The sequence below is a fragment of the Tunturiibacter gelidiferens genome (assembly GCF_051013345.1).
GTDB classification, from domain to species: domain Bacteria; phylum Acidobacteriota; class Terriglobia; order Terriglobales; family Acidobacteriaceae; genus Edaphobacter; species Edaphobacter gelidiferens_A.
The window spans coordinates 387741-412598 of sequence record NZ_CP132939.1 but is presented as its reverse complement, the minus strand read 5'-3'; the positions used below and the strand labels follow the sequence as shown (position 1 = coordinate 412598).

Annotated in this window: 23 protein-coding genes and 2 pseudogenes; 22 read left to right on the top strand and 3 right to left on the bottom strand. The window is 56.3% G+C overall.

Features of this window, described 5'->3' with window-relative positions; genetic code table 11:
• The first annotated feature begins 151 nt into the window (after positions 1 to 151).
• On the top strand, positions 152 to 1534 hold the full coding sequence (locus RBB80_RS02045; RefSeq protein WP_433970060.1) for an NAD(P)/FAD-dependent oxidoreductase: 1383 nt from the start codon (positions 152 to 154) through the stop codon (positions 1532 to 1534).
• Positions 1535 to 1630: 96 nt separating this feature from the next.
• Here the strand turns inward: RBB80_RS02045 and RBB80_RS02040 are convergent.
• Both RBB80_RS02040 and RBB80_RS02035 read right to left on the bottom strand, forming a co-directional pair.
• Positions 1631 to 2499 (bottom strand): annotated as a pseudogene (locus RBB80_RS02040) (aldo/keto reductase).
• A 211-nt stretch (positions 2500 to 2710) separates the two neighbouring features.
• Positions 2711 to 3334, bottom strand: a pseudogene (locus RBB80_RS02035) (MBL fold metallo-hydrolase); the annotation flags it as partial.
• A gap of 376 nt (positions 3335 to 3710) precedes the next feature.
• Here RBB80_RS02035 and RBB80_RS02030 point away from each other — a divergent pair.
• Both RBB80_RS02030 and RBB80_RS02025 read left to right on the top strand, forming a co-directional pair.
• Entirely contained in the window at positions 3711 to 4103 is a 393-nt protein-coding gene (locus RBB80_RS02030; protein WP_433966679.1) for a hypothetical protein, read from the top strand.
• The gene (locus RBB80_RS02025) at positions 4022 to 4639 is read left to right on the top strand and encodes a YihY/virulence factor BrkB family protein (protein ID WP_433970058.1); all 618 of its coding nucleotides are present in this window, start codon (positions 4022 to 4024) and stop codon (positions 4637 to 4639) included. Before RBB80_RS02030 ends, RBB80_RS02025 begins: the two co-directional genes overlap by 82 nt.
• A 2-nt stretch (positions 4640 to 4641) precedes the next feature.
• Here RBB80_RS02025 and RBB80_RS02020 read toward each other — a convergent pair whose 3' ends face one another.
• Complete coding sequence (locus RBB80_RS02020) at positions 4642 to 6525, bottom strand: M61 family metallopeptidase (protein WP_433966678.1); 1884 nt, start codon at positions 6523 to 6525, stop codon at positions 4642 to 4644.
• Between the two features lie 125 nt (positions 6526 to 6650).
• Between RBB80_RS02020 and RBB80_RS02015 the strand changes: the two genes are divergently transcribed.
• From RBB80_RS02015 to hypD, 19 genes are all read left to right on the top strand, one after another.
• Positions 6651 to 8702: a M13 family metallopeptidase gene (locus RBB80_RS02015; protein WP_433966677.1), complete on the top strand. Its 2052-nt coding sequence runs from the start codon at positions 6651 to 6653 to the stop codon at positions 8700 to 8702.
• Positions 8703 to 8799: 97 nt separating this feature from the next.
• Positions 8800 to 10248, top strand: a complete 1449-nt coding sequence (locus RBB80_RS02010) for a sodium:solute symporter family protein (protein WP_433966676.1) — start codon at positions 8800 to 8802, stop codon at positions 10246 to 10248.
• A gap of 238 nt (positions 10249 to 10486) precedes the next feature.
• Positions 10487 to 10840, top strand: coding sequence for a hypothetical protein (locus RBB80_RS02005; protein WP_433966675.1), 354 nt, complete (start codon positions 10487 to 10489; stop codon positions 10838 to 10840).
• A 439-nt stretch (positions 10841 to 11279) separates the two neighbouring features.
• Positions 11280 to 11855 carry an elongation factor P gene (locus tag RBB80_RS02000; protein ID WP_433966674.1) on the top strand — a complete coding sequence of 192 codons (576 nt, stop codon included), beginning with the start codon at positions 11280 to 11282 and terminating at the stop codon, positions 11853 to 11855.
• Positions 11856 to 12138: 283 nt separating this feature from the next.
• Positions 12139 to 12993, top strand: a complete 855-nt coding sequence (locus RBB80_RS01995) for a hydrogenase expression protein HypE (RefSeq protein WP_433966673.1) — start codon at positions 12139 to 12141, stop codon at positions 12991 to 12993.
• 46 nt (positions 12994 to 13039) lie between these two features.
• Positions 13040 to 13840 (top strand): PAS domain-containing protein, encoded by an 801-nt coding sequence (locus tag RBB80_RS01990; RefSeq protein ID WP_433966672.1) that lies wholly within the window; start codon positions 13040 to 13042, stop codon positions 13838 to 13840.
• Positions 13807 to 14634: an ATP-binding protein gene (locus RBB80_RS01985; protein WP_433966671.1), complete on the top strand. Its 828-nt coding sequence runs from the start codon at positions 13807 to 13809 to the stop codon at positions 14632 to 14634. Before RBB80_RS01990 ends, RBB80_RS01985 begins: the two co-directional genes overlap by 34 nt.
• A 3-nt stretch (positions 14635 to 14637) precedes the next feature.
• On the top strand, positions 14638 to 15327 hold the full coding sequence (locus RBB80_RS01980; RefSeq protein ID WP_433966670.1) for a response regulator: 690 nt from the start codon (positions 14638 to 14640) through the stop codon (positions 15325 to 15327).
• A 347-nt stretch (positions 15328 to 15674) separates the two neighbouring features.
• Positions 15675 to 16739, top strand: a complete 1065-nt coding sequence (locus RBB80_RS01975; protein WP_433966669.1) for a hydrogenase expression protein HypE — start codon at positions 15675 to 15677, stop codon at positions 16737 to 16739.
• A 21-nt stretch (positions 16740 to 16760) separates the two neighbouring features.
• The gene (locus RBB80_RS01970; protein WP_433966668.1) at positions 16761 to 18557 is read left to right on the top strand and encodes a nickel-dependent hydrogenase large subunit; all 1797 of its coding nucleotides are present in this window, start codon (positions 16761 to 16763) and stop codon (positions 18555 to 18557) included.
• 36 nt (positions 18558 to 18593) lie between these two features.
• Positions 18594 to 19187 carry a NifU family protein gene (locus tag RBB80_RS01965; protein WP_433966667.1) on the top strand — a complete coding sequence of 198 codons (594 nt, stop codon included), beginning with the start codon at positions 18594 to 18596 and terminating at the stop codon, positions 19185 to 19187.
• Complete coding sequence (locus RBB80_RS01960; protein WP_433966666.1) at positions 19177 to 19893, top strand: DUF5947 family protein; 717 nt, start codon at positions 19177 to 19179, stop codon at positions 19891 to 19893. The genes RBB80_RS01965 and RBB80_RS01960 overlap by 11 nt, the downstream gene beginning before the upstream one ends.
• A complete protein-coding gene (locus tag RBB80_RS01955) occupies positions 19886 to 20536 on the top strand; it encodes a DUF6084 family protein (RefSeq protein WP_433966665.1) in 651 nt (216 codons plus the stop codon). Before RBB80_RS01960 ends, RBB80_RS01955 begins: the two co-directional genes overlap by 8 nt.
• Entirely contained in the window at positions 20533 to 21588 is a 1056-nt protein-coding gene (locus tag RBB80_RS01950) for a hypothetical protein (RefSeq protein WP_433966664.1), read from the top strand. Before RBB80_RS01955 ends, RBB80_RS01950 begins: the two co-directional genes overlap by 4 nt.
• Entirely contained in the window at positions 21585 to 22406 is an 822-nt protein-coding gene (locus RBB80_RS01945; RefSeq protein WP_433966663.1) for a hydrogenase maturation protease, read from the top strand. The genes RBB80_RS01950 and RBB80_RS01945 overlap by 4 nt, the downstream gene beginning before the upstream one ends.
• Before the next feature lie 40 nt (positions 22407 to 22446).
• Positions 22447 to 22662: a DUF6893 family small protein gene (locus RBB80_RS01940; RefSeq protein WP_433966662.1), complete on the top strand. Its 216-nt coding sequence runs from the start codon at positions 22447 to 22449 to the stop codon at positions 22660 to 22662.
• A gap of 50 nt (positions 22663 to 22712) precedes the next feature.
• A complete protein-coding gene (locus RBB80_RS01935; protein WP_433966661.1) occupies positions 22713 to 23285 on the top strand; it encodes a YceI family protein in 573 nt (190 codons plus the stop codon).
• Positions 23286 to 23336: 51 nt separating this feature from the next.
• Entirely contained in the window at positions 23337 to 23657 is a 321-nt protein-coding gene (locus tag RBB80_RS01930; protein WP_433966660.1) for a HypC/HybG/HupF family hydrogenase formation chaperone, read from the top strand.
• Between the two features lie 12 nt (positions 23658 to 23669).
• The gene (gene hypD, locus RBB80_RS01925) at positions 23670 to 24797 is read left to right on the top strand and encodes a hydrogenase formation protein HypD (RefSeq protein ID WP_433966659.1); all 1128 of its coding nucleotides are present in this window, start codon (positions 23670 to 23672) and stop codon (positions 24795 to 24797) included.
• Positions 24798 to 24858 lie beyond the last annotated feature (61 nt).

Sequence of the window (24858 nt, the reverse complement as noted above, 5' to 3'; positions counted from 1 at the left end):
TTTTTTTGTACTGATTCCTTTGTTCTGAGCGGCGCTTTTCTGTAACTCCTTCGGGAGAAGACCGTCGAACGAGGCAGCAAATACCTGATAGAGCCGAACGTCATATTTTGGGCATCAGATAATGGACACAGCACACCGAGGAGCCTGAATGATGGCGCTATCAGCGGCAGCACGAAGCGTACCTGAACGAAAGCGAGTCGTGATTCTGGGTGGAGGGTTCGGCGGCGTCAATGCGGTGACGGCTCTGGGTAAACTTCCGGTCGACGTCACTCTGGTAGACCGTAGAAACTATCATCTGTTTCAGCCTTTGCTATACCAAGTTGCGCTGGCGGTGCTCTCTCCGGCCGATATTGCGCAACCTATCCGAACGCTTGTGCGCGATCACCCTAATGTCGATGTCCTGATGGATGAAGCCATCGGCTTTGATCTGGCACTGCAGCGCGTCCATCTGAAGACCGGCGTACAGCTTGAGTACGACTACCTGATTATCGCCACGGGCTCGACGCACTCTTATTTTGGCAGGGACGACTGGGCCAAGCTTGCTCCCGGTCTGAAGACCGTCGAGGACGCGACCGAGATTCGCCGACGGGTGCTGCTGGCCTTTGAACTGGCGGAGCGGCAGATGATGGAGGCCGGGACGCATCCGGCTTTGAACTTCGTCATTATCGGTGGCGGGCCGACGGGTGTGGAACTTGCGGGCGCGATCAGCGACATTGCGCGGCTTTATATGGCGCGCGATTTTCGTCATATCGATCCTTCGATGGCACAGGTCCTTATTCTTGAAGGCGGGCCGAATATACTCACTGCCTATCCGGAAGATCTGCAACAAAAGGCATTGGAACAGCTCGCCGAGCTTAAGGTGAAGGTGCGCACGGGCGCTCACGTTCGCGATGTGCAGCCTGGATATGTGATGGTCGGCGAAGAACGCATCGATGCGGTGGTCACGCTGTGGGCGGCCGGAGTGCAGGCTTCGCCGCTTGGAAAGATGCTGGGCGTGGAAACAGATAAGCGGGGTGCGGTGTTTGTCGATGGACATCTGAACCCACCGGGGCATCCTGAGATCTTTATCTGCGGGGATCTGGCACACTTCGAGCAGGACGGAGAGCAGGTACCAGGTGTGGCGCAGCCTGCGATGCAGATGGGCCGTTATGCCGCGAAACGTATCGGCAGCCTGGTTGCCGCAGGGTTGGGCAGCGATGGAAGCGGCAAGGACGAACAGTTTCGATACTTTGATAAAGGGGACATGGCTACGATCGGACGCAAGGCGGCGGTAGCCAAGATCGAGTGGCCGTTCAAGGCGCATTGGAGCGGTTTTCCGGCCTGGATGACGTGGCTGGTGGTTCACATCTTCTTCCTGATCGGCTTTCGCAATCGACTTGGTGTCTTCAGGCAGTGGGCGTGGACGTACCTGACCTTCAGCGATGGCGCGCGGCTGATTACCGGTTCGCAGGAGCTGCCGGGCTGGAATTCACAGGAGGACCACGTAGGCCCTCTTACTACCAAACCTCTGGATATCAATTCGCCGAAGACTTAGCGGGGCCATGAGTCAGCTCCTGTTTGGTGGAGGCGATCGAACAAATGAAAAGAGCCGCGTCATGGCGGCTCTTTTCGGTAAGCGAAGGGCTTGTCGTTATTTCGCGGAGTCTTCTATCTCTTTCCATGCGGCCGCGGACAAATTGACCTCAGCGGCGGCCACGTTTTCTTCCAGATGCTGTACGGACGTCGTACCTGGGATGGGCAGCATTACCGGGGAACGGTGGAGCAGCCATGCCAGTGAGAGTTGGGAGACAGTCGCATTATGCTTCTTGGCGGCGGAGTCGAGCTTGCCACCGGGCTGAGCGAGTTTGCCTGCTGCGACGGGGAACCAGGGGATAAATCCAATATTGTGTTTGGTACAGTACTCAACGACGTCTTCGTGTTGACGGTCGCCTATGTTGTACTGGTTCTGTACGGTCACAATCTCGACCACCTTGCGTGCCTGGTCGATCTCGTGAGGCTTAACTTCGCTCAAGCCGATGTGGCGGATCTTGCCCTGCTGCTGGAGGCTTTTGATCGCGCCGAGCGACTCTTCGACGGGCACCTTTGGGTCGATGCGATGCAGTTGCCATAAGTCGATCCGCTCAACTTTCAACCTTCGCAGGCTCATTTCAACCTGTTGGGTCAGGTACTCCGGGCGTCCTACAGGGAGCCACTTGTTCGGACCCTGCCTGGTCAGGCCGCCTTTGGTTGCAATGACGACACCCTTGGCGTATGGAGATAGCGCGTCACCGATAAGCTGTTCACTAACCTCGGGGCCGTAGGCATCTGCTGTGTCGATGAAATTGATGCCGAGTTCGACGACGTGTCGCAGTACTTTTTTGCACCTTCGATGTCTTTGGGGGCGCCCCAGATTCCGTCGCCGGTGATCCGCATCGCGCCATATCCCATGCGGTTGACGGGGAGGTCCCCGCCGATCGAAAACGTTCCGCTTGCTTTCGCATTCACAGTTGAAGTAGCCATACGTTATCCGATGCTGGTCGCCTGACAAAGGTGCATTGTCTCGCCCTCCGCGAGAATTTTTTAATTTCGCCTTGATGCCTAGTCGTCTGGCTTCTACTTCGAGTCTTTGAAGGGGCTCTTCCATTGGCTCCCGGCCGAGACGGAAGGTACCGTAGTGCATCGGCACCATTTGCTGTGCTCCCAGATCAACGAAGCCGCGTAGAGCCTCTTCTGGACTGGTGTGAACGGAGCGGTAGCTGTCTGGAAAGTAGGCGCCGATGGGAAGGAGGGCCACCTCTGGCTTGAGTCTCGCTCCGATCTCGCTGAAGCCATCGAAGTAGGCTGTATCGCCGGAGTGATAGACGGATTGGCCGCCGCCTTGAACGACATATCCGCCGTAGCCTCGATGGGTGTCGCGAAACATCCGCGCGCCCCAGTGCTTACAGGGGGTCATGGTTACCTGCAGGCCTTGTACTTCAATCTGCTCCCACCATGCAAGACCGTGGATTCTGGAGAAGCCCAGCCTTTCGACGAGATCCTCGACGCCGCGAGGCACGATGACCTCAGGGGTCTGGCCGGTGAGCTTCCGCGTTGCGCGAATGACGCGCCGAAGAGAGGCCATATCGAGATGATCCATGTGCGCATGGGTCAGAAGAACCGCGTTGATGGCGGGCAGCGCGTCGACCAGGACGCCGGGGCGTCGCTGCCGGCGGAGTACGATCAGGCGCTTTGAAAATACTGGATCAACGAGCAGTTTTCGTCCATGGACCTGAAGGAGAAACGACGAGTGCCCAATGAAAGTGACTCCGAGTTCGTCGGGTCTTACCAGCTCCACTGGCCGAGAGGTACCGGTCATCGGTTGTTCGTGGCTCTCGCGGACCAGCCGCCAGAGCTGCTCCATCTTTCTTACTGCGAACGGTCTGGCTCGCCACGCTCTCTGCATTTCATCTCACCAATAAATAGATGCTCGAGGGTGATCTTATGCACCAGATCCCGGTGGAAAACAATCATATTGCGGCTACCTTAGCGCTTGGAGCGGCATCTAGCTTGGCAGAACGCTCGTTTTGAACGCCTCGGTCAGTCATCGAGCGGGCTGGAGGGAGCGCCCTATCTCATCTGTCGACCCAACCCTCGATCCGGTTCGTGGTGCACGGATTCAGAGACGAATCTGGGATCTTGTGTCTCGATCTCCACTTCGTTCTCTATGGAATCTTGAAGGGATCCCTGTCGGTGTGGTCGCTAAGCATACCTGGAGATCTTTTCTCGACGACAACCTGGTAGGTCGTGCTGCGGAGCTGGGCTTTTACTTTATCTTCGCCTTGTTTCCCAGTCTGTTTACCGCGACTTCTCTGCTGGGGCTGGCAGCGCGTTCCGCGTCGCATATTTATTACTCATTGCTGAGCTATCTCTCGATCGTTATCCCGCATGATGCTATGGGGATGGTGCTGGGCACCTTCAACGAGACCACGGCTGCCGCCACGAGGGGAAGCTCACCTTTGGGCTGGCGGCGGCGGTTTGGAGCGCCTCGGTTGGGTTCTCCGCGATTCAGGATTCGCTCAATGTCGTCTACAGGGTCAAGGAGACTCGCTCTTACTTTGCCGCGAGATTCTCCGCCATCGGAGTGACCGGTATTCTGATGGGTCTGGTTACGCTGATGCTTGCTTCGCTCCTGGGAGCGGACTTCCTCGCTCGCCTCTCCTACCTGCACATCTACGACCACTTTCTGGCTGCGCTTGTAGCGGTTTTGGCACGCGGTTTTGGCTGGCTATTTGCTGCTGTTTTGCTGTCTCTATTTTTCGCAGTCATCTACTACTTTGGCCCGGATGTGAAGCGGAGCCGCTGGCACTGGCTCACTCCTGGCGCCGCGATCGGAATTGTTGGGTGGCTGATCACTTCGATTGGTCTCCGGCTCTATGTTCACTTCTTCAACAACTATTCGGTGACGTATGGTTCTCTGGGTGCGGTCATTATCCTTCTTACGTGGTTCTATTTGACGGGGCTGATGCTGTTGCTGGGGGCTGAGATCAATAGCGAAATTGAAGCCGCAGCGGCGGCGAAGCGTCTGCTCGTTCTTGAGCAAAACGACCTCGCCGCAGCGGCGGCTTCGGTTTCGCAGGCGTCAATTCCTACAATAGGATCTACTGGAAAACCTGTAGCCTGATCCTACTTCGCCGCTGGCTTCAGAATGTCATCCAGACGATCCGGTACAGAGGAGACGCGCTCCAGCATCGGATAACGCTCGCCTTCGTGATAGTCCAGCTTGACGACCTTGTAATAACCCGTGTTCAAGACGATTAGCTCGACGGATGGACCGGAGTCCTTCGCATCGTGTATGGCCGCCTTGAGCACATCGGGGGTGTAGGCACGACCGTTGACCGCGATGATCTTCATTCCCGGGCCGATGCCGCCCTTGTCGGCGACTCCGCCTTTGAGAACATCAGAGATATTACCGGCCTTGTTCGCGTGCAGGCCGATGGAGTACCAGAAGTCGAAGGACTCACTCTGCTTGTCTTCGAGCGCGCTCCAAGCGTTGGGCTTGTCGGTGTAGGTGAGTTTATAGCCTCCGTTTTCGAGGCCGCCTAGCGGGGCGTGGTAAGAGTTTGAGTCGAGGCGAGTGCGCAGGAAGGTGGCCCAGTCATTCGCGACGACGCTGTTGAGGCCCGCAACGACATCCTCGAAGGTGTAGGGAACGACCTTGGAGCTTGTGTCTCCGCCGAGGCCGTGGAACCTGGCGACGAAATCGTCGATGGTTTTTTTGCCGTTGGTCATCTTGCGGATGGTGGTGTCGACATCGAGCCAGACGAGTTCGCCCTCGTCGTAGTAGTCCACGCTGAGACGCCAGTTATCCCATCCGCCACCGGCGGCGTAGAGGATCTGCGCGGCAGTTGCGGTGTCCTGAATATCGCGCCAGGTGCGGCCGGGACGGTTGTCGTATTCGGCGGCGATGGTGGAGAGTCGCTGCTTGTATTGGTCGGGGGTCCAGATGCCGCAGCGTGCAGCGAGCACGTCGCCGAGGTACTCGGTCAAACCCTCGTATACCCAGAGCAGGTCGCCCTCCATCGGCTTCTGATAGTTGCTGGTTGCGAGGCCAGCGGGACGGCGGTATTTTCCGTTCCAGCTGTGAGTGAACTCATGCGGCAGCAGAAGGCCGGCCAAGACAAACTCGCGATCGTCCGTGAAGGTAGTTGCCATCACGCGGTCGTCGCTGGACTGATGATGCTCGAGGCCGAAGTGCGCGACCTCGTCGCTGAGAGTTACGAGGAAGTGATAGGAGCCGTAGTGACGCGACTTATAGAGAGCGCCGGTCTCGCGCACCAACTTGTCGAAGTCGGCGATGTGTTCCTTCGACAGGTTGAGCTGTTCGGGGCCGTCGGCTGCCATGTCGAGGTAGTGCTTCGGCGAAATCTCGGGAGCGAGGGGGATCTCGCGGAAGTATCGGCCGGCGAGGACTGGCGAGTCGATCAATTGCTCGAGGCTTACGGTTTTGAATGTTGATGTCTGACCTGAGCCGCCGTCTTTGTCCAACGCGGTTCCGAGGTTCCATCCGTTTGGCAGCTTTACCGATGGCGTGAACATGACTTGACTTGCGTCGCTGTCGGCAGGGTAGACCAGCAGTGTGTTCCAGCTGAGGAGAGCGAGGTTTTCGCTGGTCGATCCGCCTGCGGAGAATCCGGAGAGAGCCGACGATGCGAGGAAGTCGATCTTCATCTCAAGTTGCGTGACGCCCTGCGGTACGGTGATGTGATAGGCGAACATATCGATCTTGTCGCGCTCCCACTTTACGGGCTGGCCGTTGGCGGTGATAAAAAATCCGGCCATATTCTCGATGGGTCCGGTTGGGCCGTGCTCTCCGGGAATCCACTTGGGATAGACGACGGTGATGGGCCCGGGTGTCACCGGCATGACTTCGGTTGCGTGAAGGATCTTTCGGGGAGCATCTGTGAGATCGACATTTAGGGTGATTGGCGCGGTCTGCGCCCCTGCCACTGAAACGCTTACGGTTGCTGCCAGAGCCGCTCCGGCACACTTATTCCAAAAACCAGCCATTGTTCCGCCTTCCGCTTCCTTTTTTGTAACAGGAATCAGTCTAACGCCGGTGCACCACACCAGGGACGAATCGGACGTGCTTTGCGGGTGTTTTTACAGTTAGGATGGTGCACACAGGAGAACTCATGCCCTCGAAGCTTCCGCTCGCCCTGGCTGCTACTGCAGTCTTCCTCGCCGCGCTCCACGTTCCTGCGCAGGAGGCCGTTCAGCCGCTTCAATCGATGCCTTACTCGCCATCGCTCGATCTTTCGAGTTTGGATCGCTCTGCGGACCCTTGCCTCGACTTTTATAAGTTCTCCTGCGGTGGATGGGAGAAGAAAAACCCCATCCCTTCGGACCAGTCTGGGTGGAGCGTCTACGCCAAGCTGGGCAACGAGAATGAGCAGTTTCTCTGGGGCATCCTCGACGCGGACGCGAAGGCGACCAATCGCGACCCGGTTCAACAGAAGGTCGGTGACTACTTCGCCGCATGCATGAACACCTCGGCGATCGATGCGCTGGGTGTGAAGCCTGCACTACCGGGCCTGGCGCGGATTGATGCCCTGAAGACTCGGCCTGAGCTGATTACGGCGATCAGCTCGCTGCACCATGACTATGCAGGTAGTTTCTTCTTCGACTCCGGCACGGATCAGGATGCGGTTGATTCATCGCTGGTGATCGTGTCGCTTGGGGCGGGTGGACTTGGTCTGCCTGATCGCGACTATTACCTGAAGACGGACGACAAGAGCGTAAAGCTGCGCGAACAATATGTCGCCTACATCCAGAAGTTGCTCACGTTAGGCGGGGAGTCTGCAGAGCAGGCAAAGTTCGACGCGGATGCGACGCTTCGCATTGAGACGGCGCTCGCCAAAGCTTCGCTTACGCGGGTGGACCGGCGCGATCCGCATAAGACGTATCATATGATGACGATTAGCGAACTGGGCAAGATCGCGCCCGCCTTCGATTGGCCTCGCTACCTTGATACGCAGGGTGCGCCTGGGGTCGCAAAGGTCAATGTCTCGCAGCCAGAGTTTTTCAATGCGGTTCAAGCGGAGGTTTCGACTGAATCCGTCGATGCACTTCGCGGGTATCTGCGATTTCACTTTCTGACAGCGGCAGCGCCGTACCTCTCGCATCCTTTGGAGCAGGCGGACTTTGATTTTTATTCGACAACGCTGCGCGGCGTTCCTGCGATGCCGCCGCGCTGGAAGACTTGCACCCGTGGAGTGGATCGGGACCTGGGTGAAGCGCTGGGGCAGGAGTTCGTCAAGCGCACCTTTTCCGCCGATACCAAGGCCAAGACGCAGCTGATGACGGAGCAGATCGAGACTGCGATGAAGCAGGAGATCGAGAATCTCGATTGGATGAGCCCCGCAACCAAACAGGAGGCTCTGCGCAAGCTGCATGTGATTCGCAATAAGATTGGATACCCGAACCAGTGGCGTGACTATACGACGCTAGAGATAAAGTCAGACGACTACATTGGCAATGTCGCGCGCTCTTACCAGTTCGAAGACGCACGCCAGTGGCACAAGCTAGGTAAGCCTGTGGATCTGAATGAATGGGGGATGACGCCGCCTACCGTCAATGCCTACTTCAACCCGCAGATGAACGATATCAATTTTCCCGCCGGCGTTCTGCAACCACCGTTGTACGATACGAAGCTGGATGACGCGCCAAACTACGGCAACACCGGAGCAACCATCGGTCATGAGCTCACGCACGCCTTCGACGACGAGGGGCGGCAGTTCGATGATAAAGGGAATCTTAGCGACTGGTGGACGCCTGCGGACGCCAAGGGCTTTGAGGACCGTATTAACTGCATTCGCGATCAGTACGCACAATACATCGTTGTGGACGATATTCATATCAACTCCAAGCTGACCAGTGGCGAAGACGTGGCCGACCTGGGCGGGACGCTGCTGGCTTACATCGCCTGGAAGAAGCAGACCGCGGGACAGCAGCTGGCGAGTGCGGACGGCTTTAGTCCGGATCAGCGTTTCTTCGTCGGGATGGCGCAATGGGCGTGTGAGAATGAGCGTCCCGAGGTACTGCGGGTTCGCGCCATCACGGACCCCCACTCGCCAGGGTATGCGCGCATCAACGGCGTGGTTTCGAATATGCCTGAGTTTCAGAAGGCCTTCAGCTGCAAAGCTGGTCAGCGTATGGTGCACGCGCCGACCTGCCGGGTCTGGTGAGACGTGAGAATCTTCCTCTCGCCGACGGCTTCGTGATCTTGAATGCGAGACGAACGGTGCGGGAATCGGCTGCCAGACAGTACACTGACCTAACCTAATGAATCTCTATGCGATCGTTCTATCGGTTATTGTCGTCACCCTGCTCACGGTTTCACTGACGCGTCTTGGCAAAGTGAAGACCAAGGCTGACTACCTAGTGGCGGGCCGTTCGCTGCCCGCCTTCGTCCTGGTTTTTACGCTGTTGTCGAGCTGGATCGGCTCGGGGTCGCTGCTCGGTGGGGCGGAGAACGCTTACAAGCATGGCTTCGCGGCGCTTTGGCAAGGAGGTGGCGGCTGGGCCGGCCTTCTGCTGATCTACTTCATCGCTCCACGTGCACGGAAGTTCGCACAGTTCACCATCCCCGATCTGCTCGAGGCCCGTTATAACCAGGCGGCACGTGTGCTTGGCGTCATCGCGATTCTCTTCTGCTACACGGCTGTTACGAGCTACCAGTTTGTGGGTGGGGGCGATATTCTTCACTTGATCTTCCCGGACCTGATAGCCCCTGATTTCGGCAAATACATTATTGCTGCGTTCGTCATCGTCTTTACAGCGATTGCCGGCATGGCATCTGTCGCCTATATGGATGTTGCGATCGGCCTTCTCGCTACCTTCACGATGCTTATCGCGCTACCTATCCTGGTACATCACGCCGGGGGATGGTCTGCGGTGCATTCGAGCCTTCCAGCGACACACTTTCAGGTGCTGGGCGATCTCACATTCATTCAAGGGCTTGAGCTGTTTCTTCCCACTTGTCTTCTGCTGCTCGGGAATCAGTCGATGTATCAAAAGTTTTTCTCTGCCAAGTCGGAGAAGGACGCCACGCGTGCAGTTGTTGGCTGGATCATCGGTACAGTCGTTCTGGAGACAGTGATCGTTGCTCTCGCCGTCACCGGATCGAGTCTTTTTCCGGGTGGAGAGGTTCATTCGCGGCCCCGCGAGATTCTCGCTTACCTTGGGCTCCACGGTTTCTCTGGTTCGGCTCCGCTTCGCCTGCTGGGCGCGCTGTTGATGGGAGCCATCTTCGCGAAGATTATCTCCACAGCGAATAATTGGCTCTTTTCGCCGTCGACTAACCTCGTCAACGACATCTACCTCCGCTATATCAATCCGAAGGCCTCCAACACGAAGACTCTTGCGGTCTCTCGTTTGATGGTGGTCCTGCTCGGTCTGTGGGCGCTCTACCAGTCGCTCCACATCGAGTCGGTGCTGAAGAAGTCGCTCTACGCCTATACGATTTATGGCGCTGCTCTGACGCCGGTCATCCTGGCCACCTTCTACTGGAGACGCGCGACTGCAGCGGGTGCCGTGGCCAGTATTGCAGTGGGCACGTTCGTCACGGTCTTCTGGGATACCGGCTTTATCCACTCTCATCTTCCGGCGGTCATCAGCAAGCGCGATGCTATTCTTCCAGCGCTGCTTGCCTCTCTGCTGTGTCTGATCGCTGTCAGCCTATCGACCAACCCACCTACGGAGAAGCAACTCCAACCCTTCTCCGAAGCTTGACAGCAGTTCGGTCGCATGAAAGATAGGTGAACTACCGACTGGCTCCCGGCCTCGAGGCGATGCCACACTTCTCAGAGGCCGGGCCGCGAAGCCTCTTTTTCCGCCCGGGCCGACGCTTTCCTAAACAGAAGCGCCAGATTGCCCTAAGCTTCAAATTCAAGGAAAAGTGAATTTTCACACTCACTTTTTTCAGTCTGCTGCATCCTATTCCAGTACACATTTTCAACAGGAGATTTTTATGGCACTCGAGACCCTCACCTTCGACTTCAACGCAACCTTCTTCCCCCTGGGTCTGAACCTACTTGCCGCCTTTGAAAACAGCTCCCTTGATACGGCCGTGCAGTCCTCCACGACCGATTCCTTGAGCGCCGCAAAGAAAGCACTCGACGATGATGGTGACGAGTTTGAGGACGATGACGACGAAAAGGAAGAAGACGAGGATGAGGACGGTGAGTACGAGGATGACGACGAAGAAGTCGATGACGAAGAAGATGAGGATGAGTATGAAGACGATGATGAGGACGATGACGACGAAGAGGAAGACGACGACGATGACGATGTCGACGAGCTTCAGGTTGGACGGAGACGGTAAGCCTGCCGGTCAAAGCGCATCTTGTTAGGAATTTAGCTTCCCTCAGAACTCCGTACTTCTGCTGGCCTGCCTGCCTTAAATGCGTGTCAGGCCAGCACCTCCCCTCATCATTAGAATTGTGGTCTCAGCGGTCGGAGCGAGGGGTAGTAGCCCTCCTGTCCAACTCTTCGCCAGCCTGAAACGCCTCACCTGCTCTGCTCCGAAGCGGAATGCGCGGTGGAAGAACTCGGGTGTCGAGCCACCCACGTGCGGGCGCCTTGATTGCAGTGGGACTCAATCGCTGAGCACCGACTTTCCTGTCAACGAACCGGTCCGCTGGCCCGCCAACCCAGAGCTGATGATGAGCGCCCTGTTATCCTATGATCATTCGCAGCGTAGGCAATGAGAGACGCTCAGCCAGGTGCGAATTTGTACGTCCAACTTTGTATCTGAGGAAATTATGGCTGTATTAATCGATGCCATCGCCGTAAAACGCAAGATGTTCTTCGAGTTCGAAAACGTTCCGTTCTGCTGCCTGGAGTCTGACATTTCTACTCCGACGGCTCGGGGTGGGCAGACGTTGGTTCGTTTGCGGATGCGCAACATGCTTACACGCGCGGTCTTCGATAAGACGTTCAAGGCCAGCGACAAGTTCAAGGAACCGGACCTGCAGACGGTTGGAGCATCCTACCTCTACAGCGACGGAGATGGCTCGTACTTTCTGGACCAGGAGAGTTTTGAAACTCTCTCCCTCAGCGATGAGATTGTAGGGGATGCACTGGACCTGCTGGTTGAGGGGGTTCTGATTCAGATCGACAAATATAACGGCAATCCCATCGGGCTGCAGCTGCCGGTCCAAGTGGAACTGTCTGTTGCGTACACCGAACCAGGCGTTCGCGGCGACACTTCGAGTGGAAGCGTGACTAAGCCAGCCAAACTGGAGACAGGTGTGGAGATTCGCGTACCGTTGTTCATCAAGGAAGGCGAAAAGATCAAGGTGAATACAGAGACGCGAGAGTTCGCCGGGCGAGCCTGATTCATCGGAGCGCTGTTTGCGGAGTCGGGGATCTCTCGAAGGGATTGATGGATGCCTGACTTGCCTAAGTGCTCTTTCGAGCACAAGATGTTATGGAACGTCTTGCCGGAACGCAATCCCAAGGGGGATTCGTGGAGCGCTGCGATCAGCCGCCGATCAAAGAAATCGATGTGCTTTGGATTGCCGCGGGGCTAGGTTGCGACGGAGACACAATCGCGATGACGGCCGCAACGCAGCCCAGCATTGAGGATGTGGTCCTAGGGGAATTCCCTGGATTCCCAAGGTGAACTTCCATAATCCTTTTCTATCTACCGAAGTTGGCGAAGACTTTCTGTGCCGCTTCCATCTGGCTGCGGAGGGGAAGCTGGAACCCTTTATCCTTGTGATTGAGGGTTCCATCCCGAATGAGAACAATAAACCGGAGGGGTACTGGGCGTCGCTCGGCACAGATGCGACTACCGGGCAGCCAATTACGACGTGCGAGTGGATCGACCGTCTGGCCCCCTATGCCTGGGCGGTGATTGCGGTTGGAACCTGCGCGACCTACGGGGGAATTCACGCGATGGCGGGCAATCCAACCGGGTGCATGGGGCTGCCTGACTATCTGGGATGGCAGTGGAGATCAAAGGCTGCGGTGCCGATCGTTTGTGTTCCGGGATGTCCTGTCCAGCCGGACAACTTTATGGAGACTTTACTGTATCTGCTTTACATGGCTACCGGACATGCACCTATAATTCCCCTCGATGAGCAGTTGCGTCCTACCTGGCTCTTTGGCAGCACGGTGCATGAGGGCTGCGATCGTGGTGGTTACTACGAGCAGGCGCAATTTGCAGAACAATATGGTTCGCCGTTGTGCATCGTGAAATTGGGTTGCTGGGGGCCTGTGGTCCAGTGCAATGTCGGCAAGCGTGGATGGATGAGCGGGATTGGCGGCTGCCCGAATGTAGGAGGCATCTGCATCGGGTGCACGATGCCAGGATTCCCGGATAAGTTTATGCCATTTATGGACCAGCCACCCGGATCGCTTCTGTCCTCAGCAGCTATTCAGACTTATGGACGAGCAATTCACGCTCTGCGCAAATTCACCCAGGCATCGCTGAACAAGGTGCCAAGCTGGCGGCAGCAAAGTACTTCCTAGGGTAAACAACGCTGATCACGAAGCGCCAAGCAGAAGGGAGCGAAGAATGGCTTCACTTGCAAAGGCCGACTGGGAAGACCGCAAGGCTACTAGCGTTGAAGACATCACGCTGCTGCCAGACCTGAGCGGGGCGGAGGCGGTTCTGCTCGAGTTGGCAAGTCTGTTCGAGGGCAAAATACAGTCTTCACCCTCCGAGAGTGAGCAGCCAACTGACGATCCATCAACGCAGGCCCCTGAGGTTCACACTTCGAGCCTCGAAGCCAAATACCGCGCGCTACTGGAACAAATTCCTGCCGTGGTTTTCATGGTCTATCTGGATCGCGGCATCAGCGAGGCCTACGTCAGCCCTCAGATCGAGGCTGCGCTCGGGTTCTCACGAGAGGAGTGGCTGGAGGACCCTATCCGCTGGTATGAACACATTCATCCGGACGATAAGCAGCGCTGGAGCCTGGAGGCCGCGGGCATGTTTCTCTCAGGCAAGCCGCTGCGGTCGTCCTATCGTGTGATCGCACGCGATGGGCACGTGATCTGGTTCCACTGCGATGCGAAGATGATGCGCCGGCCCGACGGCCAGCCTTGGTTCATTCACGGTGTAGCCTTTGATATCTCTGACCTGAAGCACACGGAGGAGGCGCTCCACCAGGAGCGCAACGTCGTCTCTGCCATTCTCGACACTGTCGGTGCGCTGGTCGTTGTTCTCGATCCCGATGGACGCATCACGCGATTCAACCGAGCCTGTGAGCTGACCACTGGATATTTGCTGGAGGAGGTTCGGGGCAAGCGCATCTGGGATTTTTTCTTGTCCCCGAGGAGGTGGACCGCTTCAAGTCAATTTTTTCGCAACTGAGCGCGGATCTGTTACCGGAGGACTACCAAAGCTATTGGGTAACGCGGCACGGGACGAAGCGGCTCATTGCCTGGTCAAGCACCATGTTGCCGGGCAATAATGGAACGCCGAACCACATCATCGCTACCGGCATCGACATTACCGAGCGCGAGCAGTTGGAGAAAGCTCTCCTGAACATCAGCTCAAGGGAGCAGCGGCGCATCGGTCAGGACCTCCATGACGGTCTGGGGCAGCATCTGACGGGCATCGCCTTTATGGCGAAGGTTCATGAGGCGAAGTTGGCGGAAAAATGCCTGGCCGAGGCCAGCGATGCAGCCAAGATCGTCCGGCTGGTGAATGAGGCGATTTACAAGACGCGAGAGTTGGCGAGAGGTCTACTTCCAGTCGTCTCCGATGCCCATGGACTGATGTCAGCGCTGCAGCTCTGGGCTGCGGAGGTAGAGGATATCTACGGAATATCCTGTCGTTTCGAGTGCGAAGCTGCCGTTTTGATCTATGACGACGCGATGGCCACCCACCTCTACCATATCGCTCAGGAATCCGTGAACAACGCCTTGAAGCATGGCCACGCACGTAAAATCCTTATTCGCCTGTCGGGTGAGAATGACCGCGGTACGTTGTCGATTAATGACGACGGAGCCGGCATCGACGAACGCCGCGAAAACAATCATGGCATGGGACTTCACATCATGAACTATCGAGCAGGCGTGATCGGCGGAACGCTCGAGGTTGCACCTGAGCTGCCAGGTGGAACGACAGTGATCTGCATCTTCCCGCTCAAAGCCGGCAGGTAGACTATGGCCGCGACAAACATTCCGGAGCAATCTCATGTGGGCAAGAGGACCGTCTTCGTAGTCGACGACCATCCACTTTTGCGTCAGGGACTGGCTCTATTGATCAACCAGCAGAAGGATCTTGAAGTCTGCGGCGAGGCCGAAGAGGCGCAGGCTGCGATGCAGGCGATCTCTCAGAAGAGGCCAGACATCATGATCGTAGACATCTCTCTCAATGGTCCTGATGGGTTGGACTTGCTCAAAAATATTCGAGCCTCTTATCCAGATCTACCGATATTGATTCTCTCCATGCACGATGAGGCTATCTATGCGGAGCGTGCACTGCGCGCTCGCGCGAACGGCTACATCATGAAGCAGGAGGCTACGGAGAAGGTGCTGATTGCCGTGCGCCGCATTCTTGGCGGCGAGGTATATCTAAGCGATCGCATGGCCAACAAGATGCTTCAACAGTATATTGGGGGCTCTCCGGCGGCGCTCCACTCTCGAATCTCCACGCTCTCTGATCGAGAGTTGGAGGTGTTCTGCTTGATCGGCGAGGGCCGCGGTACGCGCGAAATTGCCGAGGAGTTGCACCTCAGCGTCAAGACCGTTGAGACCTATCAGGCTCACATCAAAGAAAAGCTCCACCTGCACAGCGGGCGAGAGCTAATCCAGCATGCAATTCAGTGGAAGATCGACGAGAAGACAGGTTGAGAGGTTGAGTGTCTGTGAGACCCCGAGTTAGTCCCTGTTGGGCTAGACGGCGCGACGTTTCGTTCATGTCAATTTCTTTGCAATATCTGGATCCGATGCTATTCGCATAGCAAACGTTTTTGCAGAATTCGCATCGGGTAATCCCCTATTCCCTGGTAAGTAAAAAGTATGAGAAAGAAATAGGGCCAGTCCCGCTTGCGGGTTCTGCATGGCGACCTCTCTACTGGCTACGCTTCGCCGATCGCAGGAGAGTCCCGCCCAAGCGATTCGCACCTCAGGTTGGCGTCTCGGGACGCGGCCTGCATCTTCAGCAAGACCAGCCCAAATCCGAAGAGGAGAACCAGATTATGGCTCAAGAAACAGTTCCTTACGGCCGAGTCACTCAGAAGAATCCTGCTGTGGCTGAACTGCATATTCTGTGGATTACCGCTGGTCTGGGTTGTGATGGAGACTCAGTATCCATCACCGCGGCTACACAGCCTAGTATCGAGGACGTTCTCCTGGGAGCGATTCCCGGTCTGCCCAAGGTCCACCTGCACAATCCTGTGCTCGCGTACGAAGTTGGCGATGATTTTATGAAGTACTGGTACATGGCAGAGGAGGGAAACCTCGAACCTTTCGTGCTGGTAGTGGAGGGGTCCATCCCCAACGAAAAGATCAAGAAGGAAGGCTACTGGGCCGCACTGGGAACAAATCCGAACACGGGCCAGCCGATTACTACCAATGAGTGGATCGATCGTCTCACACCCAAAGCGCTCGCTGTCGTGGCCTGCGGCACCTGTGCAACCTATGGAGGTATTCATGCGATGGAGGGCAATCCCACGGGCTGTATGGGGCTCGCGGATTACCTGGGCTGGGATTGGAAGTCCAAAGCTGGCCTTCCGATCGTAAATGTTCCAGGGTGCCCGGTGCAGCCTGACAATTTTATGGAGACACTTCTTTATCTCCTTTATCAGGTGGCCGGTCTAGCGCCGATGATTCCTCTCGACGATCAGCTGCGGCCAACATGGCTGTTCGGCAAAACAGTTCACGAGGGTTGCGACCGAGCGGGATACTACGAGCAGGGCGACTTCGCCACTTCCTATGGTTCACCGAAGTGCATCGTCAAGCTGGGGTGCTGGGGGCCTGTGGTGAATTGCAACGTACCGAAACGCGGCTGGATGGCGGGCATCGGCGGTTGCCCCAACGTCGGCGGTATCTGCATTGGCTGCACCATGCCGGGTTTCCCAGACAAGTTCATGCCGTTTATGGATGAGCCGCCTGGCGGCAAGCTGTCGAGCGGCGCGATCGGCGTCTATGGCAAGGCGATTCGAGCTTTGCGTAAGCTGACCAACGACACGGTAAACAAAGAGCCGAAGTGGCGGCATCGTCGCGCGGAACTGACCACAGGCTACCAATCCAAATCCTACTAACGAAGCCAAGGAGAGATCACGATGGGTACGATTACCGCTGTACATACAGAGGCAGAGGCCGACAAGAGCCAGTTGGTAGAGATGAACTGGGATCCGATTACGCGGATCGTCGGCAGTCTCGGCATCTTCACGAAGATCGACTTTGGCAAACGCAAGGTTGCAGAGTGTCACAGTACCTCTTCCATCTTTCGCGGCTATAGCATCTTTATGAAAGGCAAAGATCCGCGCGACGCGCACTTCATCACCAGCCGTATCTGCGGTATCTGTGGTGATAACCATGCTACGTGCGCGACGTATGCGCAGAACATGGCCTTTGGTGTGCGGCCGCCGGCCATCGCAGAGTGGATCGTGAACCTGGGCGAGGCCGCCGAGTACATGTTCGACCACAACATCTTCCAGGACAATCTCGTCGGCGTGGACTTCTGCGAGAAGATGGTGAAGGAGACCAATCCGGGCGTCTGGGAAAAGGCAACAAAGACCGCTGCGCCACATGCGGAGCTGCATGGCTTCCGCACCATCGGCGACATCATGACTGCTCTTAATCCGTTCACGGGATCGTTCTATCGCGAGACGCTACAGGTGAGCCGCTACACGCGCGAGATGTTCTGCCTGATGGAAGGCCGTCATGTGCATCCTTCCACTCTGTATCCGGGCGGCGTAGGTACGGTGCCTACCGTGCAATTGTTTACGGACTATATCGTCCGGCTGATGAAGTATGTGGAGTTCATGAAGAAGGTCGTGCCGCTCCACGACGATCTCTTCGACTTCTTCTACGAAGCTCTCCCCGGATACGAAGAGGTTGGCCGTCGGCGGATTCTTCTCGGATGTTGGGGCTCGTTCAATAATCCCGACGTCTGCGACTACACCTATCAGAAGATGACGGATTGGGGCCGCGGGATGTTTGTCACGCCGGGCGTCGTGGTCGATGGCAAGCTGGTAACGACAGATCTGGTGGATATCAACCTGAACATCCGGATTCTGCTGGGCAGCTCCTACTACGACGACTGGCAGAACTCCGAGACCTTCGTCAGGAAAGATCCGCTGGGCAATCCAGTCGATCAGCGCCACCCCTGGAACCAGAGCACGCTGCCCAGGCCGCAGAAGCGCGACTTCAAGGATAAGTACACCTGGGTGATGTCTCCGCGTTGGTATGACGCGAGGACAAAAGACTACCTTGCACTCGATACGGGCGGCGGTCCGATCGCGCGCTTCTGGGCAACCGCGTTGGCCGGCATTGTGGATATTGGCTATGTGAAGGCAACTGGGCACAGCGTCAAGATCTACCTGCCCAAAACTGTATCTCTTCCGGAGGTAGAGCTTGAGTGGAAGATTCCCAAGTGGAGCAATGCCATTGAGCGAGATCGCGCTCGGACTTACTTCCAGGCTTACGCTGCGGCGGCTGCACTTTATTTTGCCGAACAGGCGCTGGCGGAGTTGCATGCCGGCCGCACGAAAACCTGGAACGATTTCAAGGTGCCCGAAGAGGCGATCGGCTGCGGCTTCCACGAAGCGGTGCGCGGAGTCTTGTCACATCACGTGGTGATCCGCAATCACAAGATCGCCAACTACCACCCTTATCCGCCTACTCCGTGGAACGCCAATCCTCGCGATATGTACGGAACTCCTGGGCCTTACGAAGATGCGGTGCAGAATACGCCGATCTTCGAGGAGAACGGGCCGGATAAATTCAAGGGAATCGATATCATGCGCGCCGTGCGCAGCTTCGATCCGTGCCTGCCTTGCGGCGTTCACATGTACCTCGGGAATGGAAAGGTACTTGAGACCTCCCACTCGCCGATGTTTGGCTTCCAGCCGTAGTTCGTGCTCGTGACGATCGAGAGTTGAAGGAGGCGTGTGGCTAACGACGGAGAGTTCCAAGAACAAGTCCGGCAGTTGGGTAAGTTGGTCGCGCAATTTGACGAGCTGCCGGATAGCGCCGCAAAGACTGCGGGCAGGGAGTTAGTGCAACTTCTTATGGAGGTGCATGGGAGAGGCCTGGAACGGGCGATGGAGATCGTCTTCGATGCTGGCAATTTTGCTCCAGGTATCGTTGACAAGATGGGCCAGGATCCAATGGTCGGTAACTTATTGTTGCTTTACTCTCTGCATCCGGACGAGTTCAAAACCCGCGTACAAAAAGCAATAGAACGCATGCGTCCTCGTCTACGCAAACTCTCCTGCACGGTTGAACTTGAGGGCGTGCACGAAGGTGCCGTTCGTGTTCGTCTGTCGACTTCGGGTCATAGCTGCGGATCTTCTACGACCGATCTGCGGTCGATTGTGGAAGGCGGAATGTATGAGTTTGCGCCGGACGTGACATCGTTAGAAGTTCTTGGGCTTGAGGAGCCAACACCTGCAGGCTTTGTGACACTGGAAAGTCTAATGGGTCAGCGACTCGCCGGCAATTCGCTGGGCGGCAATTTCCTGGAAAGAGAAGGTGTCGATTGAGAACGTCTTCGACTACTACGAAAAGGGTTTCGCTATGAATGAAGAGCCCCTGCCACCATTCGAACAGGCCTTCGGAGCGCTTCGTCAGTTCACCCGTGCGCGACGCTCCGCATCGCGTCCACTGGAGCAGTGCGAGTTGTGCAGCGCTGGACTGGAGCAGGACCACCCGCATTTGGTGGGACTGGCATCACGGCAGATACTCTGTGCCTGCGACGCATGCGCGATGCTCTTCGACGGAATGGAGAAGTCAAAGTATAAGCGTGTCTCCCGACGTGCTCAGTATCTGACTGACTTCGAGATCACCGACGGACAGTGGGAGAGCCTGCTCATTCCGATCAATATGGCGTTCTTCTTTCACTCGAGCATTGAAGGCAGGGTCGTCGCGCTCTATCCGAGTCCGGCGGGAGCGGTCGAGTCGCTGCTTCCACTGGAAGCGTGGAATGAGATTGCAATGGGCAATCAAGCGTTGAGCCGACTCCAGCCCGATATCGAAGCTCTGCTGGTCAATCGGGTAGGCCATGCTCATGGGCTTGCACGGGCAGAGTACTACATCGCCCCGATCGATGAATGTTACAAATTGGTGGGGCTGATCCGTACCAACTGGAGAGGCCTCTCCGGCGGAGCCGATGTCTGGTCAGAGATAGGCCGATTCTTCTCCGATCTGCGATCGAAGGCGGATGCGGTTAGCGGAGAAGCCAATGCCTGATCTAAGCTTTCAGATCGATGGAGCGAGCGTTGTTCCATTTGCAGCTGCGCCCACACTTGCATTCAGACTCCAGATCAGAAATGCAGCGGCCGATGAGACGATCCACACCATCGCTCTACGTTGTCAGATTCAGATTGAAGTGACTCGTCGACGCTATGCTGCAGAGGAGCAAGAGCGCATGCTTGACCTCTTCGGAACGCCCGACAGGTGGAGTCAAACGCTGCGCAGCCTGCTCTGGACCAACCTCAATATGGTCATTCCTGCTTTCGCAGGCTCAAGCACGGTTGCTGATCTTCACGTCCCCTGCACGTTCGACTTCAATGTCGCTGCCACCAAATATTTTGAAGGGCTAACGGATGGGGACATTCCTCTCAACGTCTTTTTTAGCGGCACAGTCTTCTATGCTCTGCCGGATAGGGGACTGCAGGTCGCGCCTATCTCCTGGGAGCAGGAGGCGAGATTCAAACTTCCAGTTAAGGTCTGGCGCGAGATGATGGATGTGTATTACCCCAACAATGTCTGGCTCAGTTTGCGTCGCGATGTGTTCGATCGCCTCTATCGCTACAAGATGCAGCACGGCATTCCCAGCTGGGAGCAGACGCTTGAACAAGTTCTCCCCATGGAAGTGGCGGTGAAATCGTGAATCTGGATCGGGTGGAAAAGATCGCTGAGGCTGTGCTTTACGAGGGATACATGCTGTATCCATATCGGCCGTCTTCTGTCAAAAATCAGCGACGCTGGAACTTCGGAGTGCTTTGCCCCCGGGCTTACTGCGAACTGCAGCAGGGATCAGAGGCATGGATGATGCAGACCGCGTGCCTAGTCAAGGCCACTCCATCCACAGCGCTCACCGTGAAGCTACGTTTCTTGCAGATAGTGAAGCGCTCAATCGGCAAGCTTCGCGCTCCAGGACAAGAGGAGCCTGAAGGTGTGGAACCGGAGTTCATTCCAGTCGATGGTCTCGAAATAGATGGCCGTGTCTTTCAGCCATGGCAGGAGGCTGTTGAACGGGAACACATCTCCGCAGCACTCGACCCTACGACGCTCTCGTCGCTTGCTTCTCTCTATCTGGCGTTTCCGGCGGGGAAAAATTTTGAGTATCTGCATGATGAGCAGGGAAGGGCTATCGGAGTGATTGTGCGCGAGTGGGAAAACCTGATTGCATCGATACAGTTCGGTTCAACACAGAGCCGGGACGGAGTGTTCAGGGTAACGGTCCTTGTCCGCAATCTCTCTTCCTTCGAACCTCTGGCAACTACGGACCGTGAAGACGCACTCGCGTTCTCGCTGGTGTCCGCCCATACTATTCTGGGGATAGAGCAAGGGGAGTTCATCTCCCTGCTCGATCCTCCGGCAGAGTTCAAAGATGTTGCCGCCCTGTGCAACAACATCGGGACATGGCCAGTGCTGGTTGGAGATGGTGCGCAGACTATACTATCGTCGCCTATCATCCTCTATGACTATCCGCAGATCGCTCCAGAGAGCGCAGGCAATCTCTTTGACGCAACCGAGATCGACGAGATTCTCTCCCTGCGAATCCTCACACTGACGGACGATGAGAAACGCGAGATGCGGCAATCCGACGACCGTGCACGAGAGATTCTGGAACGCACTGAGACTATGCCGGACGAGCAGTTCATGAAACTTCATGGCGTGTTGCGCGGGTTGACTCCACTCAAGCAGGAGGCGCGATGAATCAATGGGAATGGAGCCTTCTCGAAGATAAGGAGCAGGTCGACCATGTAATGATTGGAGGAGCCGAGGTGCGGACAGGCTGTCGCGTCCGCCTGCATCCCCATGAGGGTGGGGACATACTTGACCTTGCGCTACGCGGCCAGATCGCGACTGTCGAGAGCATCGAACAGGACTACGAAGGCCAGCAACACATCTGTGTGGTTCTCGAGGACGATCCTGGCCGTGACCTAGGGATGATGCGTCAGCCGGGTCACCGCTTCTTTTTCAAAGTGACAGAAGTTGAACCGCTCCCGGAAGAAGAACAGGGTGACAAAAAAGATGCTTTGCAACCCCGTATTTTGATCGCCGGCATCGGCAACATCTTTCTTGGAGATGACGGCTTTGGAGTGGAAGTTGTGCGTCGCCTCGCGGGCTGCAGGCTGCCCAAAGAAGTACGCGTTGTTGATTTCGGTATCCGCGGCTTTGACCTTGTTTACGCCTTACAGGACCGTTATGAGACCACCATTCTCATCGACGCCTATCCCCACGGACAAGCGCCGGGAACAGTCTCCGTAGTTGAACTGGACCCGAACGAAACTGTCGAACCGTCGGGCAACTTCCTTGAACCGCACAGCATGCATCCGATGAACGTCTTGCGCATGGCGAGCGCAATGCATGGGCCTCTAAAACGAGTTCTGTTGGTTGGCTGCGAACCGGCCACACTGGGTGGGGACGAAGGATATGTGGGTCTCAGTCAACCTGTTGAGGTTGCCGTGGAGCAAGCGGTGAAGACGGCCGAGACGTTGGTTAAGAGAATCCTGGAAAGCGAACCCGTGTGAGGGCTATTTGAAAAGAAAACTGCGGCAAAGGAGCGTCGATATGTCGATGCAACTGGAAGGGTCAACGACCGACGGAGTAGGCAACGATAAGGAAACTCTTTACATGCTGGGAGGTGTGGCCCTGGTGGTGTTTGGAGTTGGATTGATTCTTTCCAATCCGTCCATTCGCCGGTATATGTCCCAAATAGGAATCGGCAATCTCGCCCAGGTAGCGATGCCTGATGTTCAACGCTATCTAAAGATGCGGGCCATGTAGAGAGACACGGCGCGTAGCAGGATGGAGCCTGCAGCATTGTGACAAGTTCAATGGAAACAATAAAAAACACGCGGGTTCGTTACATCGTTGACGCCAGGACGAGCCGATTCACCGTGCAGGCCTTTGCCACTGGACTGTTGTCAGCAGTGGGACATAATCCGACTATCGGCGTCCGCAACTTCAGCGGCGACGTGAACTTCAGTTCGGAAGCGATCCAGGGAAGCGAATTCCGAATGAGCATCAAGGCGAATTCGCTGAGCGTTCAGGACGACATCTCCGATAAAGACCGCCGTGAGATCGAGAGGCTGATGAACGAGCGAGTGTTGGAGACAGCTAAGTATCCCGAAATCGTTTACGAAGCACCTCTGTTCTCAATCACCAGGATGGGAGAGTCTTTGTACACCGCCAATCTAGATGGCAGCCTGACGCTCCACGGCGTCACGCATAGGCTGCCGGTCACCGCTCGTGTCGCTATCTTCGGGACGGTGTTGAGAGCTTCGGGCGATTTCACTCTGAAGCAAACCGACTACGGGATCAGACCGATCTCCGTGGCAGGAGGAGCGATCAAACTCAAGGATGAATTGAAGTTTTGCTTCGAGATGGTGGCGCGGGAACAGGAGTGATAACTATGAGCTTCATGTTAGAGAATCGTGCGTCCGGGAAGGAGCTAGCCAATGTGCCTAGCCATACCAGGCAAGATTATCGAGTTGGTTTCCGGTCCTAATCTTGTAGGCGTCGTGGAAGTAACCGGAGTGCGGCGCAAGGTCCAGCTTGGTCTGCTCGAAGATGACATGCCGAAGATCGGCGACTGGGTTTTAATCCACGTCGGATTTGCTATGTCCAAGATTAGCGAGCAAGATGCTGCAGAGCAGATGCGCCTGCTCACAGCTCTGGGCGAAGTCGAACAAGTCTTGGAAGAAGTGCGGGGGTATGGTCTGGAAGACGGCACAGACCGTGCCGGTCCGACCCCACTGAACGGGAGGCGTTACGCCTAGGGGAGATTGAGCATGCAATATGTGGATGAATTTCGTGACCCTGAACTGATCACCAAAGCCTCCGAAGAGATTCGCCGTCTCGCCGATGCTAAGCGGCATTACCGCATCATGGAAGTGTGTGGCGGTCACACTCATGCCATCTACCGCTTCGGGCTCAAGGATATCCTGCCTTCCAATATCGAACTTATCCACGGCCCCGGCTGTCCGGTCTGCGTCTTGCCCATGGGAAGGATTGACGATGGATTGGGTATCGCCGAAGACCCAAATACCATCTTCGCGGCCTTCGGCGACATGATGCGGGTACCGGGAGCGCACGGCAGTCCGCTGGAGCACAAGGCTCGCGGGACCGATGTGCGGATTGTGTACTCTCCTGCGGACGCGTTGGAGCTGGCTAGAAAATATCCTGAGAAAGAAGTCATCTTCTTTGCGATCGGATTTGAGACGACGGCTCCCTCCACTGCGCTCACGCTGATGAGCGCCAAGGCTGAGGGCATCCATAACTTTTCTGTCTTCTGTAATCACGTCACTATTGTGCCTGCAATCCGCGCCATTCTCGATTCTCCGGATATGCGTCTCGATGGGTTCATCGGGCCGGGGCATGTCTCAACGGTGATCGGTTGCAGACCTTATGAATGGATAGCCAGAAATGAAGGTAAACCCGTAGTTACTTCGGGCTTTGAGCCGCTGGATCTGCTGCAATCCATCATCATGCTTTTGAGGCAGCTACAAGCGGGCGAGGCCAGAGTCGAAAATCAATACAAGCGCGTGGTGCCTTGGGAGGGCAATCGCGCAGCTCTCAAAGCAATGGCCGAAGTCTTCGAGCTGCGGCCCTACTTTGAGTGGCGGGGACTAGGATTTATCTCCCAGTCAGCATTGCGTATCCGCGACAAGTACGCAGCGTGGGACGCTGAGCAACGCTACTCCGTCCCGGAGACGCGAGTGACTGACCCGAAGTCGGCACAGTGCGGAGAAGTGCTGAAAGGTGTTTTGAAACCGGCGCAGTGTAAGTTGTTCGGGAAAGAATGCACTCCTGAACATCCGATCGGCGCGCTTATGGTTTCGTCAGAGGGCTCATGCGCAGCATATTACAACTACGAGTACCGCAAATCGTTGGTTACCAGGATCAGCTCCGTGGCCTGAAGGTCGAAGCTACGGCGGCAAGTTCGCCATCTGTGGTTCGATTTCGCGATGCACAGATTGA

Excerpts from the sequence above, each read along its gene's own strand:
- RBB80_RS02020 (WP_433966678.1), bottom strand. The coding sequence starts at position 6,525 with ATGGCTGGTTTTTGGAATAAGTGTGCCGGAGCGGCTCTGGCAGCAACC.
- RBB80_RS01930 (WP_433966660.1), top strand. The coding sequence starts at position 23,337 with ATGTGCCTAGCCATACCAGGCAAGATTATCGAGTTGGTTTCCGGTCCT.
- RBB80_RS01980 (WP_433966670.1), top strand. The coding sequence starts at position 14,638 with ATGGCCGCGACAAACATTCCGGAGCAATCTCATGTGGGCAAGAGGACC.
- RBB80_RS02015 (WP_433966677.1), top strand. The coding sequence starts at position 6,651 with ATGCCCTCGAAGCTTCCGCTCGCCCTGGCTGCTACTGCAGTCTTCCTC.
- RBB80_RS01975 (WP_433966669.1), top strand. The coding sequence starts at position 15,675 with ATGGCTCAAGAAACAGTTCCTTACGGCCGAGTCACTCAGAAGAATCCT.
- RBB80_RS02045 (WP_433970060.1), top strand. The coding sequence starts at position 152 with ATGGCGCTATCAGCGGCAGCACGAAGCGTACCTGAACGAAAGCGAGTC.
- RBB80_RS01955 (WP_433966665.1), top strand. The coding sequence starts at position 19,886 with ATGCCTGATCTAAGCTTTCAGATCGATGGAGCGAGCGTTGTTCCATTT.
- RBB80_RS01940 (WP_433966662.1), top strand. The coding sequence starts at position 22,447 with ATGTCGATGCAACTGGAAGGGTCAACGACCGACGGAGTAGGCAACGAT.
- RBB80_RS02010 (WP_433966676.1), top strand. The coding sequence starts at position 8,800 with ATGAATCTCTATGCGATCGTTCTATCGGTTATTGTCGTCACCCTGCTC.
- hypD (WP_433966659.1), top strand. The coding sequence starts at position 23,670 with ATGCAATATGTGGATGAATTTCGTGACCCTGAACTGATCACCAAAGCC.
- RBB80_RS01935 (WP_433966661.1), top strand. The coding sequence starts at position 22,713 with ATGGAAACAATAAAAAACACGCGGGTTCGTTACATCGTTGACGCCAGG.
- RBB80_RS02000 (WP_433966674.1), top strand. The coding sequence starts at position 11,280 with ATGGCTGTATTAATCGATGCCATCGCCGTAAAACGCAAGATGTTCTTC.
- RBB80_RS01990 (WP_433966672.1), top strand. The coding sequence starts at position 13,040 with ATGGCTTCACTTGCAAAGGCCGACTGGGAAGACCGCAAGGCTACTAGC.
- RBB80_RS01970 (WP_433966668.1), top strand. The coding sequence starts at position 16,761 with ATGGGTACGATTACCGCTGTACATACAGAGGCAGAGGCCGACAAGAGC.
- RBB80_RS02005 (WP_433966675.1), top strand. The coding sequence starts at position 10,487 with ATGGCACTCGAGACCCTCACCTTCGACTTCAACGCAACCTTCTTCCCC.
- RBB80_RS01945 (WP_433966663.1), top strand. The coding sequence starts at position 21,585 with ATGAATCAATGGGAATGGAGCCTTCTCGAAGATAAGGAGCAGGTCGAC.